Below are 17,367 nucleotides of genomic sequence, written 5' to 3'. Positions count from 1 at the left end.
GGTCCGGCCAAATGATTGCGGTAACATAAATGTGACCGTTTGTTATATGGCCGGACAGTTTTAACACTGCCGCTTGTGGTAAAGTCCACTTTTTAACACAGGTTTTCTGAGCAGATGGCAAGAACTAAGGCGAAAGCAGCTGCGGGAGCGGAGTCCCGCTCCGGCGTCCCCACCATGTCCGACGTGGCGAAACTTGCCGGCGTGTCGCCGATGACGGTGTCGCGCGTGATGAACGGCGACACCAAGGTACGGCAGAGCACCCGCCGCAAGGTGGACGAGGCCGTGGCCGCGCTCAACTATGTGCCCAACCAGGCCGCCCGGCGCCTCGCCGGCTCGCGGCCCATCCGCATCGGCTTCTTGTACAGCAATCCGAGCGCGGGCTACCTGAGCGAATTCCTGGTCGGCCTGCTGAACCAGGCCAGCTTGAACAATGTGCAGCTGGTGGTGGAGAAGTGCGAAGCGGGCGAGCACTGGAAGGAGCAGACCCAGCGCCTGATCGACAACGGCGTGGACGGCATCATCCTGCCGCCGCCGCTGTGCGACATGCCGGGCCTGATCGACATGATCGCCCAGTCCTCGCTGCCGGCCGTCACCGTGGCCTGTGGCCAGCCGGACCCGCGCGTGTGCGCCGTCAGCATCGACGACTACCAGGCCGCCTACGCCATGACCTCGCACCTGATCACGCTGGGCCACCAGCGCATCGGCTTCGTCATCGGCCACCCGAACCAGACCGCCAGCGCGCGCCGCCTGGCCGGCTTCAAGGCCGCCATTGCCGACCGCAGCGCGCAGGACGCGGCCGAGCTGACCGTGCAGGGCATGTTCACCTACCGTTCCGGCCTGGACGCGGCCGAGCTGCTGCTGGGCCTGGAGCAGCGCCCCACGGCGGTCTTCGCCAGCAACGACGATATGGCGGCGGCCACCGTGGCCATCGCGCACCGCCTCGGCCTGGACGTGCCGGGCGACCTGACCGTGGCCGGTTTCGATGACACGGCGCTGGCCACCACCATCTGGCCCGAGCTGACCACCGTGCGCCAGCCGATCACCGGCATGGCGGAAGCGGCGGTGCAGTACCTGGTGCGCCAGATCCGCGCGCTGCGCGACGGCGCGCCGGAAGCGCCCGAGCATGTGCTGATGGACTTTTCGCTGATACGCCGCCAGTCCGACGCGGCGCCGCGCATGCGCCCGCCGATCAAGCTGGCGCCCAAGTAAAGCAGGAAGCCCGGCATGGCCCGCACCAAGGCATTTGAACCGCAGAAGGCGCTGGACGCGGCGCTGGAGGTCTTCTGGACGCTGGGCTACGACAACGCCTCGCTGGAGGTGCTGCTGGCCGCCATGGGCATCGCCAAGCAAAGCCTGTACGACACCTTTGGCGACAAGCGTTCGCTGTTCATGCTGGCAATGCAGCAGTACCGCCGCAACACCATCACGTCTATGCAGCGCATGCTGGCGGCCGCGCCCACCGTGCGCGAGGGCTTTGCCATGCTGTTGCACAGCCTGGCGGCCGAGACGCGCGAGCAGCACGAACGCGGCTGCCTGCTGCTGAGCGCAAACCTGCAGCGCAACCTGGACGACGAGGCGGTGGCGAGTTTTCTGCAAGAAAATAACGATGAAGTAGAATCGGTTTTCTGCGCCGCCCTGCGGCAGGCGCAGCAGCGCGGCGAGTTGCGCGCCGAGGCTGATCCGCAAGCGCTGGCGCGCTTTCTCATCGTCAGCGTGCAAGGCATGCGCGCCATGGCGCGCTTGAAGTCCGACCGCGCCGCGCTGGCGCAGGTTGCCGATCTGGCGCTGGCTGCGCTCCATTAAGCCAGGGCATATTTTTTTATCAATTCCGGACCGATTGGTCTGGATATAACCTGAAGGAGCCATGCTGAACAACCTGAACATCGGCAAACGCCTGCTGCTGGGCTTTGCCGTGCTGTTGCTGTGCGCGCTGATCGCGGGCTCGGTGGAGCCGGCGGCGGCAGCGGCCGCCAGCATGGTGCAGCAGGCGGGGGCACTAGCGCAGGCGGTCAGCGTCTTCAAATTGGGGGAGGCGGAAGGGCGTGTACCGGCGCATCCTGCAATGCGGCGGCGCTTGGCTATCAATTCATAATTTATGAATGATGTCTTAGTATTCGTTGGATTGATGGTGGGCTTTTTGAATTATATAGTGTGTCCATGGCAGTGCAGCCAAGCGGCTGCACCCAACAACCTAACCAGGAGCATGACATGAGTATCGTAGCCAGCAACGTATCGAAACACATCCGCCGTACCGTTCTGCGCGGCGCCGCCGCCCTTAGCCTGGCTGCCGCCGTCGGCAGCGCGTTTGCCGCCGCTCCCGCTCCTGCCGCCGCCGCGGCGCCGGCCGGCTTCACCAGCAAGACCGCCGCCGTGAACGGCACCAAGATCCACTACCTGGTGGGCGGCAAAGGCACGCCGGTGGTGCTGCTGCACGGCTACACCCAGACCAGCCACATGTGGCAACCCATCATGGGCGAACTGGCCAAGACCCACACCGTCATCGTGCCCGACATGCGCGGCGTGGGCGGCTCCGAGAAAGCGGCGGACGGCTACCTGAAAACCAATATGGCCAAGGACATCCATGAGCTGGTGGGCACCATCAGCAAGGAACCGGCCACCGTGGTAGGCCACGACATCGGCCTGATGGTCGCTTACGCCTACGCCGCGCAGTATCCGGCCGACGTGAACAAGGTAGCGCTGATGGACGCCTTCCTGCCCGGCATCGGCAACTGGACCAATATGTTCCTGCTGCGCGACCTGTGGCACTTCCACTTCTTCGGCGAGACGCCGGAGAAACTGGTGGCCGGCCGCGAGCGCACCTACTTCGAGCACTTCTGGAACGACTTCGCCGCCGACAAGACCAAGTCCATCAAGGAAGCGGACCGCAAGCTGTATGCCGCAGCCTATGCCCAGCCGGGCGGCGTGCGCGCCGGTTTCCAGTACTTCAAGACCTTCCCGCAGGACGCCGAGCAGTTTGCGGAACTGGGCAAGACCAAGCTGACCATGCCGATGCTGGTGCTGGCCGGTGAAAAGTCGGGCGGCGAGTTCCTGATCAACCAGGGCAAGCTGGTGGCGGACAAGGTGGACGGCCGCATCATCAAGGGTTCGGGCCACTGGATCATGGAAGAGGCGCCTGAGCAGACCATCCCTGCGCTGCTGGGCTTCATTCAGTAAGCGCGCAGATTCCCCGAGTTGGTTAGGTGCCGCACGGTGTGCGGCGCCTGATGGGCCTATTGTTACTCAGGCAATGAGGCCCATCAACAACACCGAGGAATCATCATGGAAAACACCACCGATAAAAGCAGCACCACCCGTGACACCGTCACCCAGTTTGGCCGCGACTCCCGCGCCGACCTCCACGGCGCCATCGACCGCACCGCCGAAAAAGTCCAGCCCACCACTGACCGCCTGGCCAGCACCGTGCACGCCACGGTGGACAAGATGGCTGAAAAAGTACCGCCCGCCGCCGACCGCCTGGCCGGCGCAGCCCATACCGCCGTTGACCGCGTAGCCGATACCGCCACCCAGGTCAGCGAGCAGGCCGCCACCACCGCCAAGCAGCTCGGCGATGCCTATAGCCGTTTCGCCGAATCAGGCCGCAACTATGTGCGCAGCAGCCCTGCCACGTCGGTGCTGATCGCCGTGGCGGCGGGCTACGGCCTGTCCAAGCTGCTGGGCCGCAAATAAGGCCATAGCTGGCGCTGTACCGGCTTTGCCGCCGGCGGAGCGCGCATTCCGCGCTCCGCCGGGCGGCCAGCTGCACCGTGTTCTGTTCCATCTCCCGAGGAGAACCCTATGCAAACCTCCATACCCGTCAATGGTCCCGCCGGCGCTGCGCCGCAGGCGAGCGGCATCGCCGTCATTCCCGCTGCGGAAACCACCGCCTCCGGCGTCTCCTGGGGCGCCGTCGCCGCCGGTGCGCTGGCCGCGGCCGCACTGTCATTCATCCTGCTGATACTGGGCGTGGGACTGGGCCTGTCGGCCGTTTCGCCCTGGTCGTACAACGACGCGCCCGTCGGCAAGAGCACCATCATCTGGGCCGCCTTCATGCAGCTTGCTTCGGCCGGCGTGGGCGGCTACCTTGCGGGCAGGCTGCGCGTGAAGTGGGCCAACGTCCACGGCGACGAAGTCTATTTCCGCGATACCGCACACGGCCTGCTGGCCTGGGCCCTGGCTACCATGCTGACCGCCGCGCTGATGGCGGGCGCCGTGCGCGCAGCCTTGAGCGGCGCGATTGACGCCGGTGCGGGCGCGGCCACCGCCATCGGCGCCACCGCCGCTGCCGGCGCGGGCGCCGGCCTGGCGAAAAACGGGGCGCTGCCGGCATTGCCCGGCGCGGCGCAAGGCACCAACGCAGCCGCCGGTCCGGCGACGAGTCCGGCCGCCTACTACACCGACATGCTGCTGCGGACCGACACGCCGCTGCCGGAGACCGACAACGGCGCCCTGCGCGCAGAGATCGGCCGCATCCTGGTGCAGCAGCCCGGTACCGGTCCGTCCATGGCCGTGGATGACCGCCAGTACCTGGCCCGCCTGATCGCCAAGCGCACCGGCGTTGAGCAGTCCGAGGCCGAGCGCCGCGTGGACGACGTCCACGCCCGCCTGGTGAAAGCCCGCGCCGACGCCGAAGCCGCCGCCAGGAACGCCGCAGAACAGGCCCGTAAAGCCGGCGCGCAGTCCGCGCTGTGGATGTTCGTGGCCCTGCTGCTGGGCGCCTTCATCGCCAGCCTGGCCGCCACCTTCGGCGGCAAGCTGCGCGACGAAGGCAGCGCAGTTTCTGTTCCTGCGGCCGCACCGCGCCGCTGATACGCAAGCCAACTACAAGGAGACCGACATGCGCTCGATTCTGCTTTGGATGCTGGGCATACCGCTGCCCATCATCATTCTGCTCGCACTGTTCCGTTAAATCAGAGGACTTATGACCAACAGCAAAAAAGGCCAGCCCGCCAGCGCCGCCGACCTGGCCGCCGGCATCGCCTACAACGCCAACAAGCCCGCCGAGCATGGCGAAGCCGCGCGCACGCCGCCCGAAGGCATGCACGTGGCGGCGGGCGCGCCGGCGGCCACCGCCGGCACCGCGTCCGAAACGCAAAGCTCAGCCAAAGTGGGCAGCGGCGCGCCGCCACTGGGCGTCAATCCCAACGACGGCAACCTGGAGCGCGTGCGCAGCGATGCAAGCGGCCAGCGCCTGACCACCAACCAGGGCGTGCCGGTAGGCGACAACCAGAACTCGCTCAAAGCCCATCTGCGCGGCCCCACGCTGATGGAAGACTTCATCCTGCGCGAGAAGATCACCCACTTCGACCATGAGCGCATCCCCGAGCGCATCGTGCACGCGCGCGGTTCGGCGGCGCACGGCTACTTCGAGTCCTACCAGGACCTGGGCGCCGTCACGCGCGCCGCGCCGTTCGCGCAGGCGGGCAAGCGCACGCCGGTGTTCGTGCGCTTTTCCACCGTGGCCGGCGAGCGCGGCTCGTCCGACACCGCGCGCGACGTGCGCGGCTTCGCCGTCAAGTTCTACACCGACGAAGGCAACTGGGACCTGGTGGGCAACAACATCCCCGTGTTCTTCATCCAGGACGCGATGAAGTTCCCGGACCTGGTGCACTCGGTGAAACCCGAGCCGCACCACGGCATGCCGCAGGCGGCCAGCGCGCACGACACCTTCTGGGACTTCACCTCGCTGATGCCGGAATCGATGCACATGCTGATGTGGACCATGTCCGACCGCGCCATCCCGCGCAGCTACCGCATGATGCAGGGCTTCGGCGTGCATACCTACCGCCTGGTGAACGCGGACGGCGCGAGCGTGTTCTGCAAATTCCACTGGCAGCCCGTGGCCGGCACGCATTCGCTGGTGTGGGAGGAGTCCAACAAGATCATGGGCGCCGACCCGGACTTCCACCGGCGCGACCTGTGGGAAGCCATCGAGGCGGGCGCTTATCCGCAGTGGGAGCTGGGCCTGCAGATCTTCACCGAGGAGCAGGCCGAGGCCTTCCCCTTCGACGTGCTGGACGCCACCAAGCTGGTGCCGGAAGAACTGGTGCCGGTGCAGCTGGTCGGCCGCATGACGCTGAACCGTAATCCGGACAACTTCTTCGCCGAGACCGAGCAGGTGGCCTTCTGCACCGCGCACGTGGTGCCCGGCATCGACTTCAGCAACGACCCGCTGCTGCAAGGGCGCATCCACTCCTACGTGGACACGCAGATCAGCCGCCTGGGCGGCCCCAACTTCCACGAGCTGCCGATCAACGCGCCGGTGTGCCCGGTGCACAACAACCAGCGCGACGGCATGCACCGCCAGACCGTCAATCGCGGCAGGGTGTCGTATGAGCCGAATTCGCTGGGCGGCGGCTGTCCCTTCCAGGCCGGCATGGCCGGCTTCACCAGCTTGCGCGAGCAGGCGGTGACGGAGGACAAGGTGCGCGGCAAGCCCGAGCTGTTTGCGGACCACTACTCGCAGGCGCGCCTGTTCTGGATCAGCCAGAGCCCGGCCGAGCAGGCCCATATCGTGGGCGGCTTCCGCTTTGAACTGAGCAAGGTGCAAGTGCCCGCCATCCGCGAGCGCATGCTGTCCATGCTGGCCAATGTGGACGCCACGCTGGCGCACGGCGTGGCCTCCGGCCTGGGCGTGCCGGTGCCGCCGCCGCAGCCGCTGGCCACGGCGCTGCCGCTGCCTTCCTATCCGCCGTCGCCCGCGCTGTCGCTGCTGGCGCGGCCGGGCGAGCAGGGCGTCAAGACGCGCCAAGTCGCCATCCTGATCGCGCCCGGCGTGGACGGCGACGGCGTGGAGGCGATCCGTGCCGCGCTGCTGGCCGACGGCGCCGTGCCGCACCTGGTGGCGGGCACGCTGAACCCGGTGCGCACGGCGGGCGGCGCCATGCTGGCGGTCGAGAAGACGCTGGAAAACGCGCCGCCGGTGCTGTTCGACGCGGTGGTGCTGCCGGAAGGCGCGGACGCCGCCGAACAGCTTTCGCGCGACGCGCTGGCGCTGGATTTCGTGCGCCAGCAATACCGCCACTGCAAGCCGCTGCTGGCGGTGGGCGCCGGCACGGTCCTGCTGGGCAAGGCCGGCATTCCACCGCAGCTGCCGGACGGCACATCCGACCCGGCGCTGATCGGCGCCGACCCGTCCGACCTGGCCGACGCGCTGGCCGCGTTCAAGACCGCGCTGGCCGGCCACCGCGCCTTCCAGCGCGAGACGGATCCTCCTTTGGTATGAGCCGGCGGGGGGCTAAAATCCGTCAACTAACATCGCCGTAGTGCTATGCTCTTGGCTAGGGCTCAACACTACGGCGATGATGCATGGACGTCTACGCACCGCAAACATGGCTACCGCATGAGCGCCCGCTGCTGCCGGGCTCTCCCTCCACGCCGCTCCATTCGGACCGGCGCCGCCTCGCCTACCTGATCGTCGGATTCATCGTCGCCATGACGGGCGGCCTGGGCAACGCCCTGGTCACCGTCAACCTGCCGTATGCGCAAGGCTCGCTGGGCGTGTATGCGGCCGAGATCCAATGGCTGCCTGCCGCCTATGTGATGGCCAACGTGTCCATGAATCTGCTGCTGGTGAAATTCCGCCAGCAGTACGGCCTGCAGCTGTTCACGGAACTGTTCCTCGGCCTGTACGCGGTGGCCACGCTGGCGCACCTGTTCGTGCACGGCCTGGCCTCCGCCATCGCGGTGCGCGCCGCGCACGGCATGAGCGGCGCCGCGCTGACGGTGCTGGGGCTGTACTACGTGCTGCAGGCCTTCCCGGCGCAGCACCGGCTCAAGGCGGTGGTGATCGGCGTGGGCTTCCCGCAGCTGGCGCTGCCGATGGCGCGCATGTTCTCGTCCGAGCTGCTGGAGATAGGCGAGTGGCGCGGCCTGTACTTCTTCGAGCTGGGCATGGCCTTGCTGGCGATGGGCTGCGTGCTGCTGCTCAAGCTGCCGCCGGGCGACCGCGTGAAGGCCTTCGAAAAACTGGACTTCCTCACCTTCGGCCTGTTCGCGCCCGGCGTGGCGCTGCTGTGCGCGGTGCTGGCGCTGGGGCGCACCGTGTGGTGGTTCGAATCGCCGTGGCTGGGCTACTGCCTGGCCGGCTCCATCGTGCTGATCGCGGCGGCGCTGCTGGTGGAGCACAACCGCTCGGCGCCGCTGCTCAACACGCGCTGGCTCAGCACCGGCATGATGCTGCGGCTGGCCGCGTCGGTGCTGCTGATACGCATCGTGCAGTCCGAAGCGGCGGGCACGGTGGGCTTCCTGCAGGCGCTGGGCCTGAACAACGACCAGATGCAAACCCTGTGGTTCATTACCCTGGTGGGCAGCGTGGGCGGCATCGCCGTCAGCGCGTTGACCATCACGCCCGCGCGCATCCAGCCCTCGCTGATGATCGCGCTGGCGATGATGGCGGTGGGCGCCTTCATGGACAGCCGCGCCACCAACCTCACGCGGCCGGAGCAGATGTATGTGAGCCAGTTCCTGCTGGCCTTTGGCGGCACCTTCTTCCTCGGGCCGACCTTTGTGTCCGGCTTTGGCGCGGTGATCGCGGCGCCGCGCAACCTGATCAGCTTTTCGCTCATGTTCACCATGTCGCAGAACATCGGCGGCCTGCTGGGTTCTGCCATTGTCGGCACGGTGCAGGTGATGCGCGAGAAATTCCATTCCAGCCAGCTGGTGGAAAACCTGACGCTGCTGGACCCGCAGGTGGCCGCGCGCGTGCAATCGGGCGGCGCGGCGCTGGCCGGTACGCTGGCCGACCCCGGCACCCGCAACGCGCTGGGCGTGGCGCAGCTGGGCGCTGCCGCCACGCGCGAAGCCAACATCCTCGCCTACAACGACGTCTTCCTGCTGATCGCGGTGGTGGCGGTGGCCACCATCTTGTGGATGCTGCTGCATCACCTGTGGAATATCTGTACCGCGTGCAGGCCGGCGCCGCTGGCGCAGAACGCGCAGACGGCCATGGCCAATGTCTCCCTCAATAACTCCGGATCCAAATGAGCACAACTACGCAGCCAGAACCGAGTGCTACCCCCGCTCCCGCTCCCGTGCCCGCAGCGACGGCGGCGCCGCCCGCACCGCCCGCACCGGCTGCGCCGCCGCAGCCCGACAGGCGGCAGCAGTGGCTGTCCGCCGCCGGCTTCCTGCTGGTGGCGCTGGCCGGCGTGCTGGTGGTGCTGTACGCGTGGCGGCTGCCGCCGTTCAGCACGCCCATCGTCAGCACCGAGAACGCGCTGGTGCGCGGGCAGGTGACGGTGATCGGCACCCAGCTGTCCGGCTACGTGGTGGCGGTGAAAGTGCAGGACTTCCAGCAGGTGCTGGAGGGCGACCTGCTGGTGCAGATCGACGACCGCATCTACCAGCAGCGCTACGAGCAGGCGCAGGCGCAGCTGGCGGCGCAGAAGGCCGCGCTGGCCAACTGGGAGCAGTCGCACCGCAGTGCCGAAGCGAGCATCCTGCTGAACCAGGCCGCGCTGGCCAACGCCGAAGCGCAGGCGGTGCGCTCGGTGGCCGACCTGAAGCGGGTGGAGGCGCTGGTGGCGGACGGCTCGCTGTCCGTGCGCGAGCAGGACCAGCAGAAGGCGGGCAAGGCGCAGACCGCCGCCGCCGTGGCGCAGGCGCGCGCCAGCCTGGAGATATCGAAGCAGGCCGCGCAGACCGTGGTGGTGAACAAGCTGTCGCTGCAGGCCGCCGTGGCCAACGCCGAAGCCGCGCTGAAGGCCGCCAAGGTGGACCTGGACAACACGCGCATCACCGCGCCGTCGGACGGGCAGCTGGGGCAGGTCACGGTGCGCCAGGGGGCTTACGTCAACAGCGGCGCGCAGCTTATGGGGCTGGTGCCCAGGCAGATGTGGATCATCGCCAACCTCAAGGAAACCCAGATGAACGACGTGCGCATAGGCCAGAGCGCCACGTTCAAGGTGGACGCGCTCAATGGCGCGGTGCTGACCGGGCAGGTGGAACGCATCTCGCCCGCCACCGGCTCCGAATTCAGCGTGCTCCCGGCCGACAACGCCACCGGCAACTACGTCAAGATCGCCCAGCGCATACCGGTGCGGATACGGATAGACAGCGGGCAGGGCGAAGCGCACCGGCTGCGGCCCGGCATGTCGGTGATCGTCAGCATAGACACCTCCTCGGTGCGCGACGACGAAGCGCGCAAGCCCGGCGCGCCTGCCCAGCCGCGCCCGTCCGCCACCCCGGCCGCCCCTGCCGCGTCGTCCGCCGGCGGAGCGCGGCCGTGAAGCGCGCGAGGCCCGCACCGGCTGCTACCTTGCTGGCAGCCCTGCTGATCTCGGGCTGCGCGGCCAAGCTGGGACCGGCCCCGCAATCGACCTTGCAGACGCCGGCCGGATGGCGCACCGGCGTCGGCCCCGGCAGCGACGCGCGTCCGGTGGAGCAGCAATGGTGGCAAGCCTTCGGCGACCCGGCGCTGAGCGCCCTGGTGGCCCGCGCGCTGGAGCACAACGGCGACCTGCGCATCGCCCGCGCCCGCGTGGCCGACTACCGCGCCCGCGTGGCGGCGGCGCGCGCCAGCCAGCTTCCCAGCGTCACCGGCAGCGCCAGTCCCACGCGCACCCGCACGCTGGCCTACAACGGCGTCCCCTACGAAACCAATCTGTTCCAGGCCGAACTCCAGGCCAGCTACGAAATCGACGTCTGGGGCCGTCTCGCCAACCTGACCGACGCCGCGCGCGCCGCCTACGCCGCCGAGCAGGCCAGCGCCGATGCGGCTGCACTGTCGATCGCCGCCAGCGCCGCCTCCGGCTACCTGAATTTGCGCGGCCTGGACGCCCAGCTCGAACTGGCGCAGGCCACGCTCAAGCTGCGCGAAGAATCGCGCGAGCTGGCGCGCAAGCAGTTCGAAGTGGGCTACAGCTCGCGGCTCGAATGGCTGCAGGCGCAAGCCGAATACCAGGCGGCGGCCGAGCAGGTGCCGCAGCTGCAGCGCCAGATCTTCGAGCAGGAAAACGCGCTGTCGCTGCTCAGCGGCGGCAATCCCGGGCCGGTGCCGCGCGGCGTGCCGCTGTCCGGATTGGCGCCGCCGCCTGTTCCCGGCGGGCTGCCGTCGGACCTGCTGCGCCGCCGTCCCGACATCGCCCGCGCCGAGCAAAGCCTGCTGGCCGCAAGCGCCACGCTGTCCGCCACGCGCGACCAGCTGCTGCCCTCGTTCCGGCTGACGGCGGTGGGCGGCCTGCAATCGACCGTGTTCAGCGACTTCCTCAAGGACCCCACGCATTTATGGCGGTTGACGGCGGCCGTCGCCGGGCCGCTGTTCGAAGGCGGCCGCGTGCAGGCGCAGACCGACTCCGCCGCCTCGGCGCGCGACCAGGCCGCGTATGCCTACGAGAACGCCGTGCGTGCCGCCTTTGCCGAAACCGACAACGGCCTGGGCGCCATCCAGCGCCTGCGCGAGCAGGCCGTGCAGAACGACGCGCGGCGCGCCACGGCCGCCGAAACGCTGCGCATCGCGCGCAACCGCTACCGCAACGGCTACGCCTCCTACCTGGAAGAACTGGACGCGCAGCGCACGCTGTACAGCGCCGACGTGCTGCGCCTGCAACTCAAGACGCGCATGCTGATCGCCTCGGTCGACCTCTACCGCGCCCTCGGCGGCGGCTGGGGCCAGTGACGGCGCTGGCGGGTTACGCAGCTGCGCCGCTAACCCGCCAAACGCGCGCTACTCTGCGGCTTCGGGGAGCGCCGGGGGGAGCGGGGCGGACTTGTGGCGGCGCAGCTTGGCGCGCAGGCGCTTGAGCAGCCCTTCCAGGTCGTCGATGTAGGTGAAGACGGCCGGCACGACCAGCAGGCTCAGCAGCGTCGACGTGATCAGGCCGCCGATCACGGCGATCGCCATCGGCGAGCGGAAGCTCGGGTCGGCGCCCCAGCCCAGGGCCAGCGGCATCATGCCCGCGCCCATGGCGATGGTGGTCATCAGGATGGGCCGGCTGCGCTTGTGGCAGGCGTCCACCAGCGCGTCGAAGCGGTTCATGCCGGCCTGGCGCGCCAGGATGGCGTAGTCCACCAGCAGGATGGAGTTCTTGGTCACGATCCCCATCAGCATGATCAGGCCTATCATCGACGGCATCGACAGCGCGTTGCGCGTGATGAGCAGCGCCACGAAGGCGCCGCCTATCGACAGCGGCAGCGCGGCCAGGATCGTCACCGGCTGCATGAAGTCCTTGAACAGCAGCACCAGCACGCAGTAGATGCAGATCACGCCGATCAGCATGGCCAGGCCGAAGCTGGCGAACAGCGCGGCCATCTCCTGCGCGTCGCCCAGTTCGGCGATCTTCACCGACGGCGGCAAATTCTTCATCGACGGCAGCGCGCGCGCTTCTTCATTCAGCTCGCCCAGCGTGCGGCGGCCCAGTTCCACGTCCAGCGTGACGTTGCGGCTGCGGTTCAGGCGGTCGATCTGCGCCGGGCCCGATTCCATGCTGATGTCGGCCACGGTGGAGAGCAGCACGGGGCCGTTCTTGCCGGGCACGGTCAGGCGGCCGATGGCGTCCAGGTCGGCGCGCACGGCGTCCGGCAGCTTGACGCGGATCGGCACCTGGCGCTCGGGCAGGTTCATCTTGGTCAGGTCGAAGTCGTAGTCGCCGGCGGTGGCCACGCGCACCGTTTCGCCAATGGCGTTGGCGGTCACGCCCTGGTCGGCGGCGCGCGCGAAGTCGGGCCGCACGATGATCTCGGGCCGCACCAGCGAGGCGCTGGAACTGACGTTGCCGATGCCTTTCATGGTGCGCAGTTCGCGCTCCACTTTCTGCGCCGCTTCGGTCAGCGCGATCGGATCTTCGCTGCGCAGCACCAGCTGCATTTTCACGCCGGTGTCCGGCGGGCCGACGTTGAAGCGCGCGCCGGGGATGTTGTCCAGCTTGGCGCGGATCTGCGTTTCCAGGTCGGGCAGGGACTCCTTGCGGTCGGTGCGGTGCACGGTGGTCAGCGTCAGCACGGCGCGGCGCGCTTCGGCCGCCGCGCCGGGGGCGAAGGCGTCGCCGCTGGAGCCGCCGCCGATGGAGCTGAATACGCCAGTGATGCCTTTCACCTGCATCACGGCCAAACGGGTCTGCTCGGCGACGGCGCGCGTTTCGGCCAGCGTGGAGCCGGGCGGCAGTTCGATGTTGACGTTGGTCTGGGCGCGGTCGGCCGGCGGCACGAAGCCGGTCGGCAGCAGCGGCACCAGCATGATGGAGCCGATGAAGAAGGCGCCGGAGGCGATGGCGGTGATGTGGCGGTGGCGCAGGCACCAGCGCATCAGCGTGATGTAGCGGGTCATCAGCCAGCCGTCTTCCTCGTCCTTGTGCGGCACGGGCTTCATCAGGTAGGCGGCCATCATCGGCGTGAGCAGGCGCGCCACCACCAGCGAGGCCAGCACGGCCAGCACGGCGGTCCAGCCGAACTGCTTGAAGAACAGGCCCGGCACGCCGCCCATGAAGGCGGTGGGCAGGAACACGGCCACCAGCGCGAAGGTGGTGGCGATCACCGCCATGCCGATTTCGTCGGCCGCCTCCATGGCCGCTTCCATCGGGGTTTTACCCATGCGCAGGTGGCGCGAGATGTTTTCGATTTCCACGATGGCGTCGTCCACCAGCACGCCCACCACCAGGGCCAGCGACAGCAAGGTCACGGTGTTGAGGGTGTAGCCGAACCAGTACATGCCGAGGAAGGCCGGCAGCACCGACAGCGGCAGCGCGGCGGCCGCTACCAGCGTGGCGCGCCAGTCGCGCAGGAACCACCACACCACCAGCACCGCCAGCAGCGCGCCTTCGTACAGCAGCTCCATCGAGCCGACGAAGTTTTCCTCGACCGGGAAGGCGTTGTCGATCGATTGTTTTAGCTCGATGTTGGGGTAGCTGCTGCGCAGTTCGGCCACGGCTTTCTGCACGTCGGAAGCGACCTGGGTTTCGCTGGCGCCCTTGGTGCGCAGCACTTCGAAGGCCACCACGCGCTTGCCGTCCTGCTCGGCCACGGCGCGCGGCTCGGCCACGGTGTCGCTGACGATGGCCACCTGGCCGAGGCGGATATGGCGGCCGTCCGGCAGCGGGATGTCCATGTCGGCCAGCGCGGCGGCGGTCTGCACGGTGCCTATAGTGCGCACCGACTGCTCGGCGCCGCTCACGTCGCCGCGTCCGCCCGGCGCTTCCTTCTGCACCTGGCGCAGCTGGCGCGACACGTCCAGCGCGGACACCTTGAGGGCGGCCATGCGGGCGTCGTCGAGCTCCACGCGGATCTCGCGCGACACGCCGCCCATGCGCTTGACCGCGCCCACGCCCGATACGCTGAGCAGCTTCTTGGACACGTCGTTGTCCACGAACCAGCTCAGTTCCTGGTCGTCCAGCGCGCGCCCGGCGCCGGCTTTGGAGGCGGCGGTGAAGGTGAGCACGGCGCGCCCGGCGGTGGTCACCTTGCTGACCACGGGGTCGCGCAGTTCGCCCGGCATGTCGGCGCGCACTTGCGCCACCGCGTCGCGCACTTCATTGACGGCGTCCGAGATGTTCTTCTCGAGGATGAACTCGACGGTCACGGTGGCGTTGCCGTCCAGGACCTTGGTGTAGATGTTCTTGATGCCCTGCAGCGTGGCGACCGAGTCTTCGATCTTGCGCGCCACTTCGGTTTCCAGCTGGGCCGGCGCGGCGCCCGGCAGCGAGGCGCTGACGGTGACGATGGGCAGCTGGATGTCGGGGAAGTCCTGCACCGGGTTGGCGCGGTAGGCCAGCAGACCGGCCAGGGTCAGCAGGGCGAACAGCATGATCGCCGGTATGGGATTCTTGATTGATAGGGATGAGAAATTCACTGCCGCTCCTTACTTGGCCTTGGCCACTTTGTTCGCCGAGGCGGGCGCGGGGGCTGCGGCGGGCGTGATGGGCGCCACGTTGTTCACCAGGTCGCCGTCGTTCAGGAAGCCCGCGCCGCTCACCACCACCGGCGTGGCGGCGTCGATGCCGCCCAGGATCTCGATGCGGTCGGACAGGCGGCGGCCGGTCTGCACCTTGATGCGGCTGACGCGCTTGTCCGGGTTCAGGCGGAACACGTAGCTGAAGCCGTCGCGCACGGCCACGGCCTGCTGCGGCACGGTCATGGCGTCCGAGTTGCCCAGCTCAAAGCGGCCGCTGGCGAACATGCCGGCCTTGAAGGCGTTCGCTTCGGCGCCCTTGGGCGCGGGCAGGTCCACGTAGACCAGCGCGTAGCGGCTCTGCGGGTCGATGGTGGGCGCCACCATGCGCACCTTGCCGGCCAGTTCGGCGCCGTTGGCGGCCTTCACCACGGCGCTGGCGCCGGCTTTGATTTTGGGCAGGTCGGCCGCCGTCACTTCGGCGCGCCATTCCAGGCGGCCCTGGCGGATCATGCGGAACAGTTCCGTGCCGGCGCCCACCACGGCGCCCACGGTGGCGCTGCGGGCCGAGATCACGCCGCTGTCCGGCGCCACCACTTGCGTGTATTTCAGGCGCAGCTCCTGCGTCGCCAGCGCGGCCTTGGCGGAGGCGATGCGCGCCTTGCCGGTCTGCTCGGCGGTCATGTACTGGCTGATCTGCTGGGCGCTGAGCGCGCCGGTGGTTTCCAGCGAGCGGGCGCGGGCGGCGTTGGCCGCGGCTTCGGCGGCGTTGGCCTCCGCTTCCATCACGGCGGCGCGCGCCTGGGCCAGGTCGGCGTTGACGGTGTCGGCCGAGAAGGTGGCCAGCACCTCGCCCTTGCGCACCACGTCGCCCACGTTGACCTTCACGTCGGTCAGGCGCAGGCCGTTCGATTCGCTGCCTATGCTCGCTTCCTGCCAGGCGGTGACGTTGCCGTTGGCCGTGAGCGTGATGGGCAGGCGCGCGGCGGAGGGCTTGGTGGTGGTGACGGTGAGGGCTGCCTTGGGGGCGTCTTTTTTCTCTTCGGCGGCGCCGGCCAGCGGGGCGTGCAGGGCGAAGATGGCAAACATGAGCAGTGCCAGGGGCTTGAGCGCGTATTTATTCATGGTCTTGGTGTGCATTTTTGGTTGTTCTTAGTTGTTTGCCTGGGCCGGGACGGCGGCCGTGGCATTCCATCCGCCGCCGGCGGCGCGGTACAGCGCCACCCAGGCGTTGCTGCGCTCCTGCTGCAGGCTGACCACGTTGTTTTCGGCGGCCAGGCGGCTGCGGCGCGCGTCTTCCAGCTCCAGCAGGCTGGCCAGGCCGTTCTTGTAGCGGTCTTCAATGGCGGTGAAGGCGGTGCGGTAGCCTTGCAGCGAAATCTCGGCGTCGCTGGCGCGCTCGCCCGTGCTGTTGAGCGTGACCAGGGCCTGTTCGACTTCGGCCACGGCCTTGCGCACGCTGCCGCGGTACTGGCTCACCGCCAGCTCGTAGCGCGCCTGCGCGACGTCCACGTTGGCGCGGCGGCGCCCGGCGTCGAACACCGGCACCGAGATGGCCAGCGGACCCAGGGTCCAGGTATCGAGCTGGGTGTTCTCGCCGCCGCTGCGGAAGTTGGCCGCGCCCACGGAGCCGGACAGCGACAGGCGCGGATAGCGCTGCGCCTGCGCACCGCGCACTTCGAAGCTGGCGGCCGCCACTTCCTGTTCGGCGGTGTAGACGTCCGGCCGCTGGCTCAGGGTCTGCGCGGGCAATGCCGCGATGGCGATGGCGGGCGCCGGCACGGCGGCGGCGGCGCCCAGCCTGGCGCGCAGGTCCGGTTCGGCGATGGCGGTCAGCGCCACCAGCGATTTCACGCCGATGTCGCACGCGGCGCGCTGCGCGCTGGCGCGGCTGCGGCCGTCGGCGGCGCTGGCGCGGGCCAGCGCGGAGTCCGACGGCGACAGGAAGCCGGCCTTGCTGCTCAATTCCGTCAGGCGCGCGGTGTAGGCGCGCGAGCCGGCGTCCTGCACCGCCACCTTGAGCAACTGCTCGCAGGCGCGCAGCCCGTAGTACTGGTTGGCCGTTTCGGCGGCGACGGACACGCGCGCTTCATGCCAGCCGGCGTTGGCGCTGTTGAAGCGCGCTTCGGCTGCGTTGCGCGCGGCGCGGCCGGCGCCGAACAGGTCGATCTCCCATGAGGCCTGCAGCGCCGCCTGGCTGGTGGTGCCGGTGGGGATGGCGGACTGCTGGTTCTGCCGCGCCACGCTGCCGGCCAGGTCCAGCGAGGGCGCCAGCGCGGCGCCGGCCGCCACGCGCTCGGCGCGCGACTGGGCGATGCGCGAACGGGCCGAGGCCAGCGTGGGGCTGGCCGCCTGCGCGGCATCGATCAGCTGCACCAGCAGCGGGTCGCCCTGGTTCCGCCACCAGTTGTTCAGGTCCGTGAGATTGCCGTTGTGCGGCAGCGGCGCCTGCCACTGCGGCGGCGCGGCGGCGTCCACCCTGGCGGGCGGCGCACTCAGGGCGCAGCCGCCCAGCGCCATCGCCACTGCCAAGGCCATCGCCACTGAGC

The 17,367-nt window shown here is 68.9% G+C and carries 13 protein-coding genes; 10 read left to right on the top strand and 3 right to left on the bottom strand.

Translation table 11 applies throughout. The annotated features are described in order from the left end of the window. Positions 1-114 precede the first annotated feature (114 nt). The 10 genes from AC07S4_RS26160 (at position 115) to AC07S4_RS26115 (ending at position 11,614) form a co-directional block, all read left to right on the top strand. Complete coding sequence (locus AC07S4_RS26160; protein WP_494989388.1) at positions 115-1,209, top strand: LacI family DNA-binding transcriptional regulator; 1,095 nt, start codon at positions 115-117, stop codon at positions 1,207-1,209. Between the two features lie 15 nt (positions 1,210-1,224). Continuing rightward, positions 1,225-1,803 (top strand): TetR/AcrR family transcriptional regulator, encoded by a 579-nt coding sequence (locus AC07S4_RS26155; protein WP_494989387.1) that lies wholly within the window; start codon positions 1,225-1,227, stop codon positions 1,801-1,803. Between the two features lie 61 nt (positions 1,804-1,864). Continuing rightward, a complete protein-coding gene (locus AC07S4_RS26150; RefSeq protein ID WP_494989386.1) occupies positions 1,865-2,092 on the top strand; it encodes a hypothetical protein in 228 nt (75 codons plus the stop codon). A gap of 116 nt (positions 2,093-2,208) precedes the next feature. After that, on the top strand, positions 2,209-3,174 hold the full coding sequence (locus AC07S4_RS26145; protein ID WP_494989385.1) for an alpha/beta fold hydrolase: 966 nt from the start codon (positions 2,209-2,211) through the stop codon (positions 3,172-3,174). 105 nt (positions 3,175-3,279) lie between these two features. Beyond that, on the top strand, positions 3,280-3,687 hold the full coding sequence (locus AC07S4_RS26140; protein ID WP_494989384.1) for a hypothetical protein: 408 nt from the start codon (positions 3,280-3,282) through the stop codon (positions 3,685-3,687). A gap of 108 nt (positions 3,688-3,795) precedes the next feature. Continuing rightward, positions 3,796-4,806, top strand: coding sequence for a hypothetical protein (locus tag AC07S4_RS26135; RefSeq protein WP_494989383.1), 1,011 nt, complete (start codon positions 3,796-3,798; stop codon positions 4,804-4,806). A 112-nt stretch (positions 4,807-4,918) separates the two neighbouring features. After that, the gene (locus AC07S4_RS26130) at positions 4,919-7,222 is read left to right on the top strand and encodes a catalase (RefSeq protein ID WP_494989382.1); all 2,304 of its coding nucleotides are present in this window, start codon (positions 4,919-4,921) and stop codon (positions 7,220-7,222) included. Between the two features lie 83 nt (positions 7,223-7,305). After that, positions 7,306-8,982 (top strand): MFS transporter, encoded by a 1,677-nt coding sequence (locus AC07S4_RS26125; protein WP_494989381.1) that lies wholly within the window; start codon positions 7,306-7,308, stop codon positions 8,980-8,982. Further along, positions 8,979-10,226: an HlyD family secretion protein gene (locus AC07S4_RS26120; protein ID WP_494989380.1), complete on the top strand. Its 1,248-nt coding sequence runs from the start codon at positions 8,979-8,981 to the stop codon at positions 10,224-10,226. The genes AC07S4_RS26125 and AC07S4_RS26120 overlap by 4 nt, the downstream gene beginning before the upstream one ends. Then, the gene (locus AC07S4_RS26115; RefSeq protein WP_494989379.1) at positions 10,223-11,614 is read left to right on the top strand and encodes an efflux transporter outer membrane subunit; all 1,392 of its coding nucleotides are present in this window, start codon (positions 10,223-10,225) and stop codon (positions 11,612-11,614) included. Before AC07S4_RS26120 ends, AC07S4_RS26115 begins: the two co-directional genes overlap by 4 nt. Positions 11,615-11,662: 48 nt before the next feature. Here AC07S4_RS26115 and AC07S4_RS26110 read toward each other — a convergent pair whose 3' ends face one another. Genes AC07S4_RS26110 through AC07S4_RS26100 form a run of 3 tightly spaced genes read right to left on the bottom strand, consistent with a single transcriptional unit; the run spans position 11,663 to position 17,356 of the window. Then, a complete protein-coding gene (locus AC07S4_RS26110) occupies positions 11,663-14,779 on the bottom strand; it encodes an efflux RND transporter permease subunit (protein ID WP_494989378.1) in 3,117 nt (1,038 codons plus the stop codon). 9 nt (positions 14,780-14,788) lie between these two features. Then, positions 14,789-15,958 carry an efflux RND transporter periplasmic adaptor subunit gene (locus AC07S4_RS26105; protein ID WP_494989377.1) on the bottom strand — a complete coding sequence of 390 codons (1,170 nt, stop codon included), beginning with the start codon at positions 15,956-15,958 and terminating at the stop codon, positions 14,789-14,791. A 12-nt stretch (positions 15,959-15,970) separates the two neighbouring features. Next, positions 15,971-17,356, bottom strand: a complete 1,386-nt coding sequence (locus tag AC07S4_RS26100) for an efflux transporter outer membrane subunit (protein WP_494989423.1) — start codon at positions 17,354-17,356, stop codon at positions 15,971-15,973. Between the last annotated feature and the right edge of the window lie 11 nt (positions 17,357-17,367).

This window comes from Pseudoduganella sp. GW821-FHT05F09, assembly GCF_059419605.1.
This window is presented reverse-complemented; position numbering and strand designations above follow the sequence as displayed.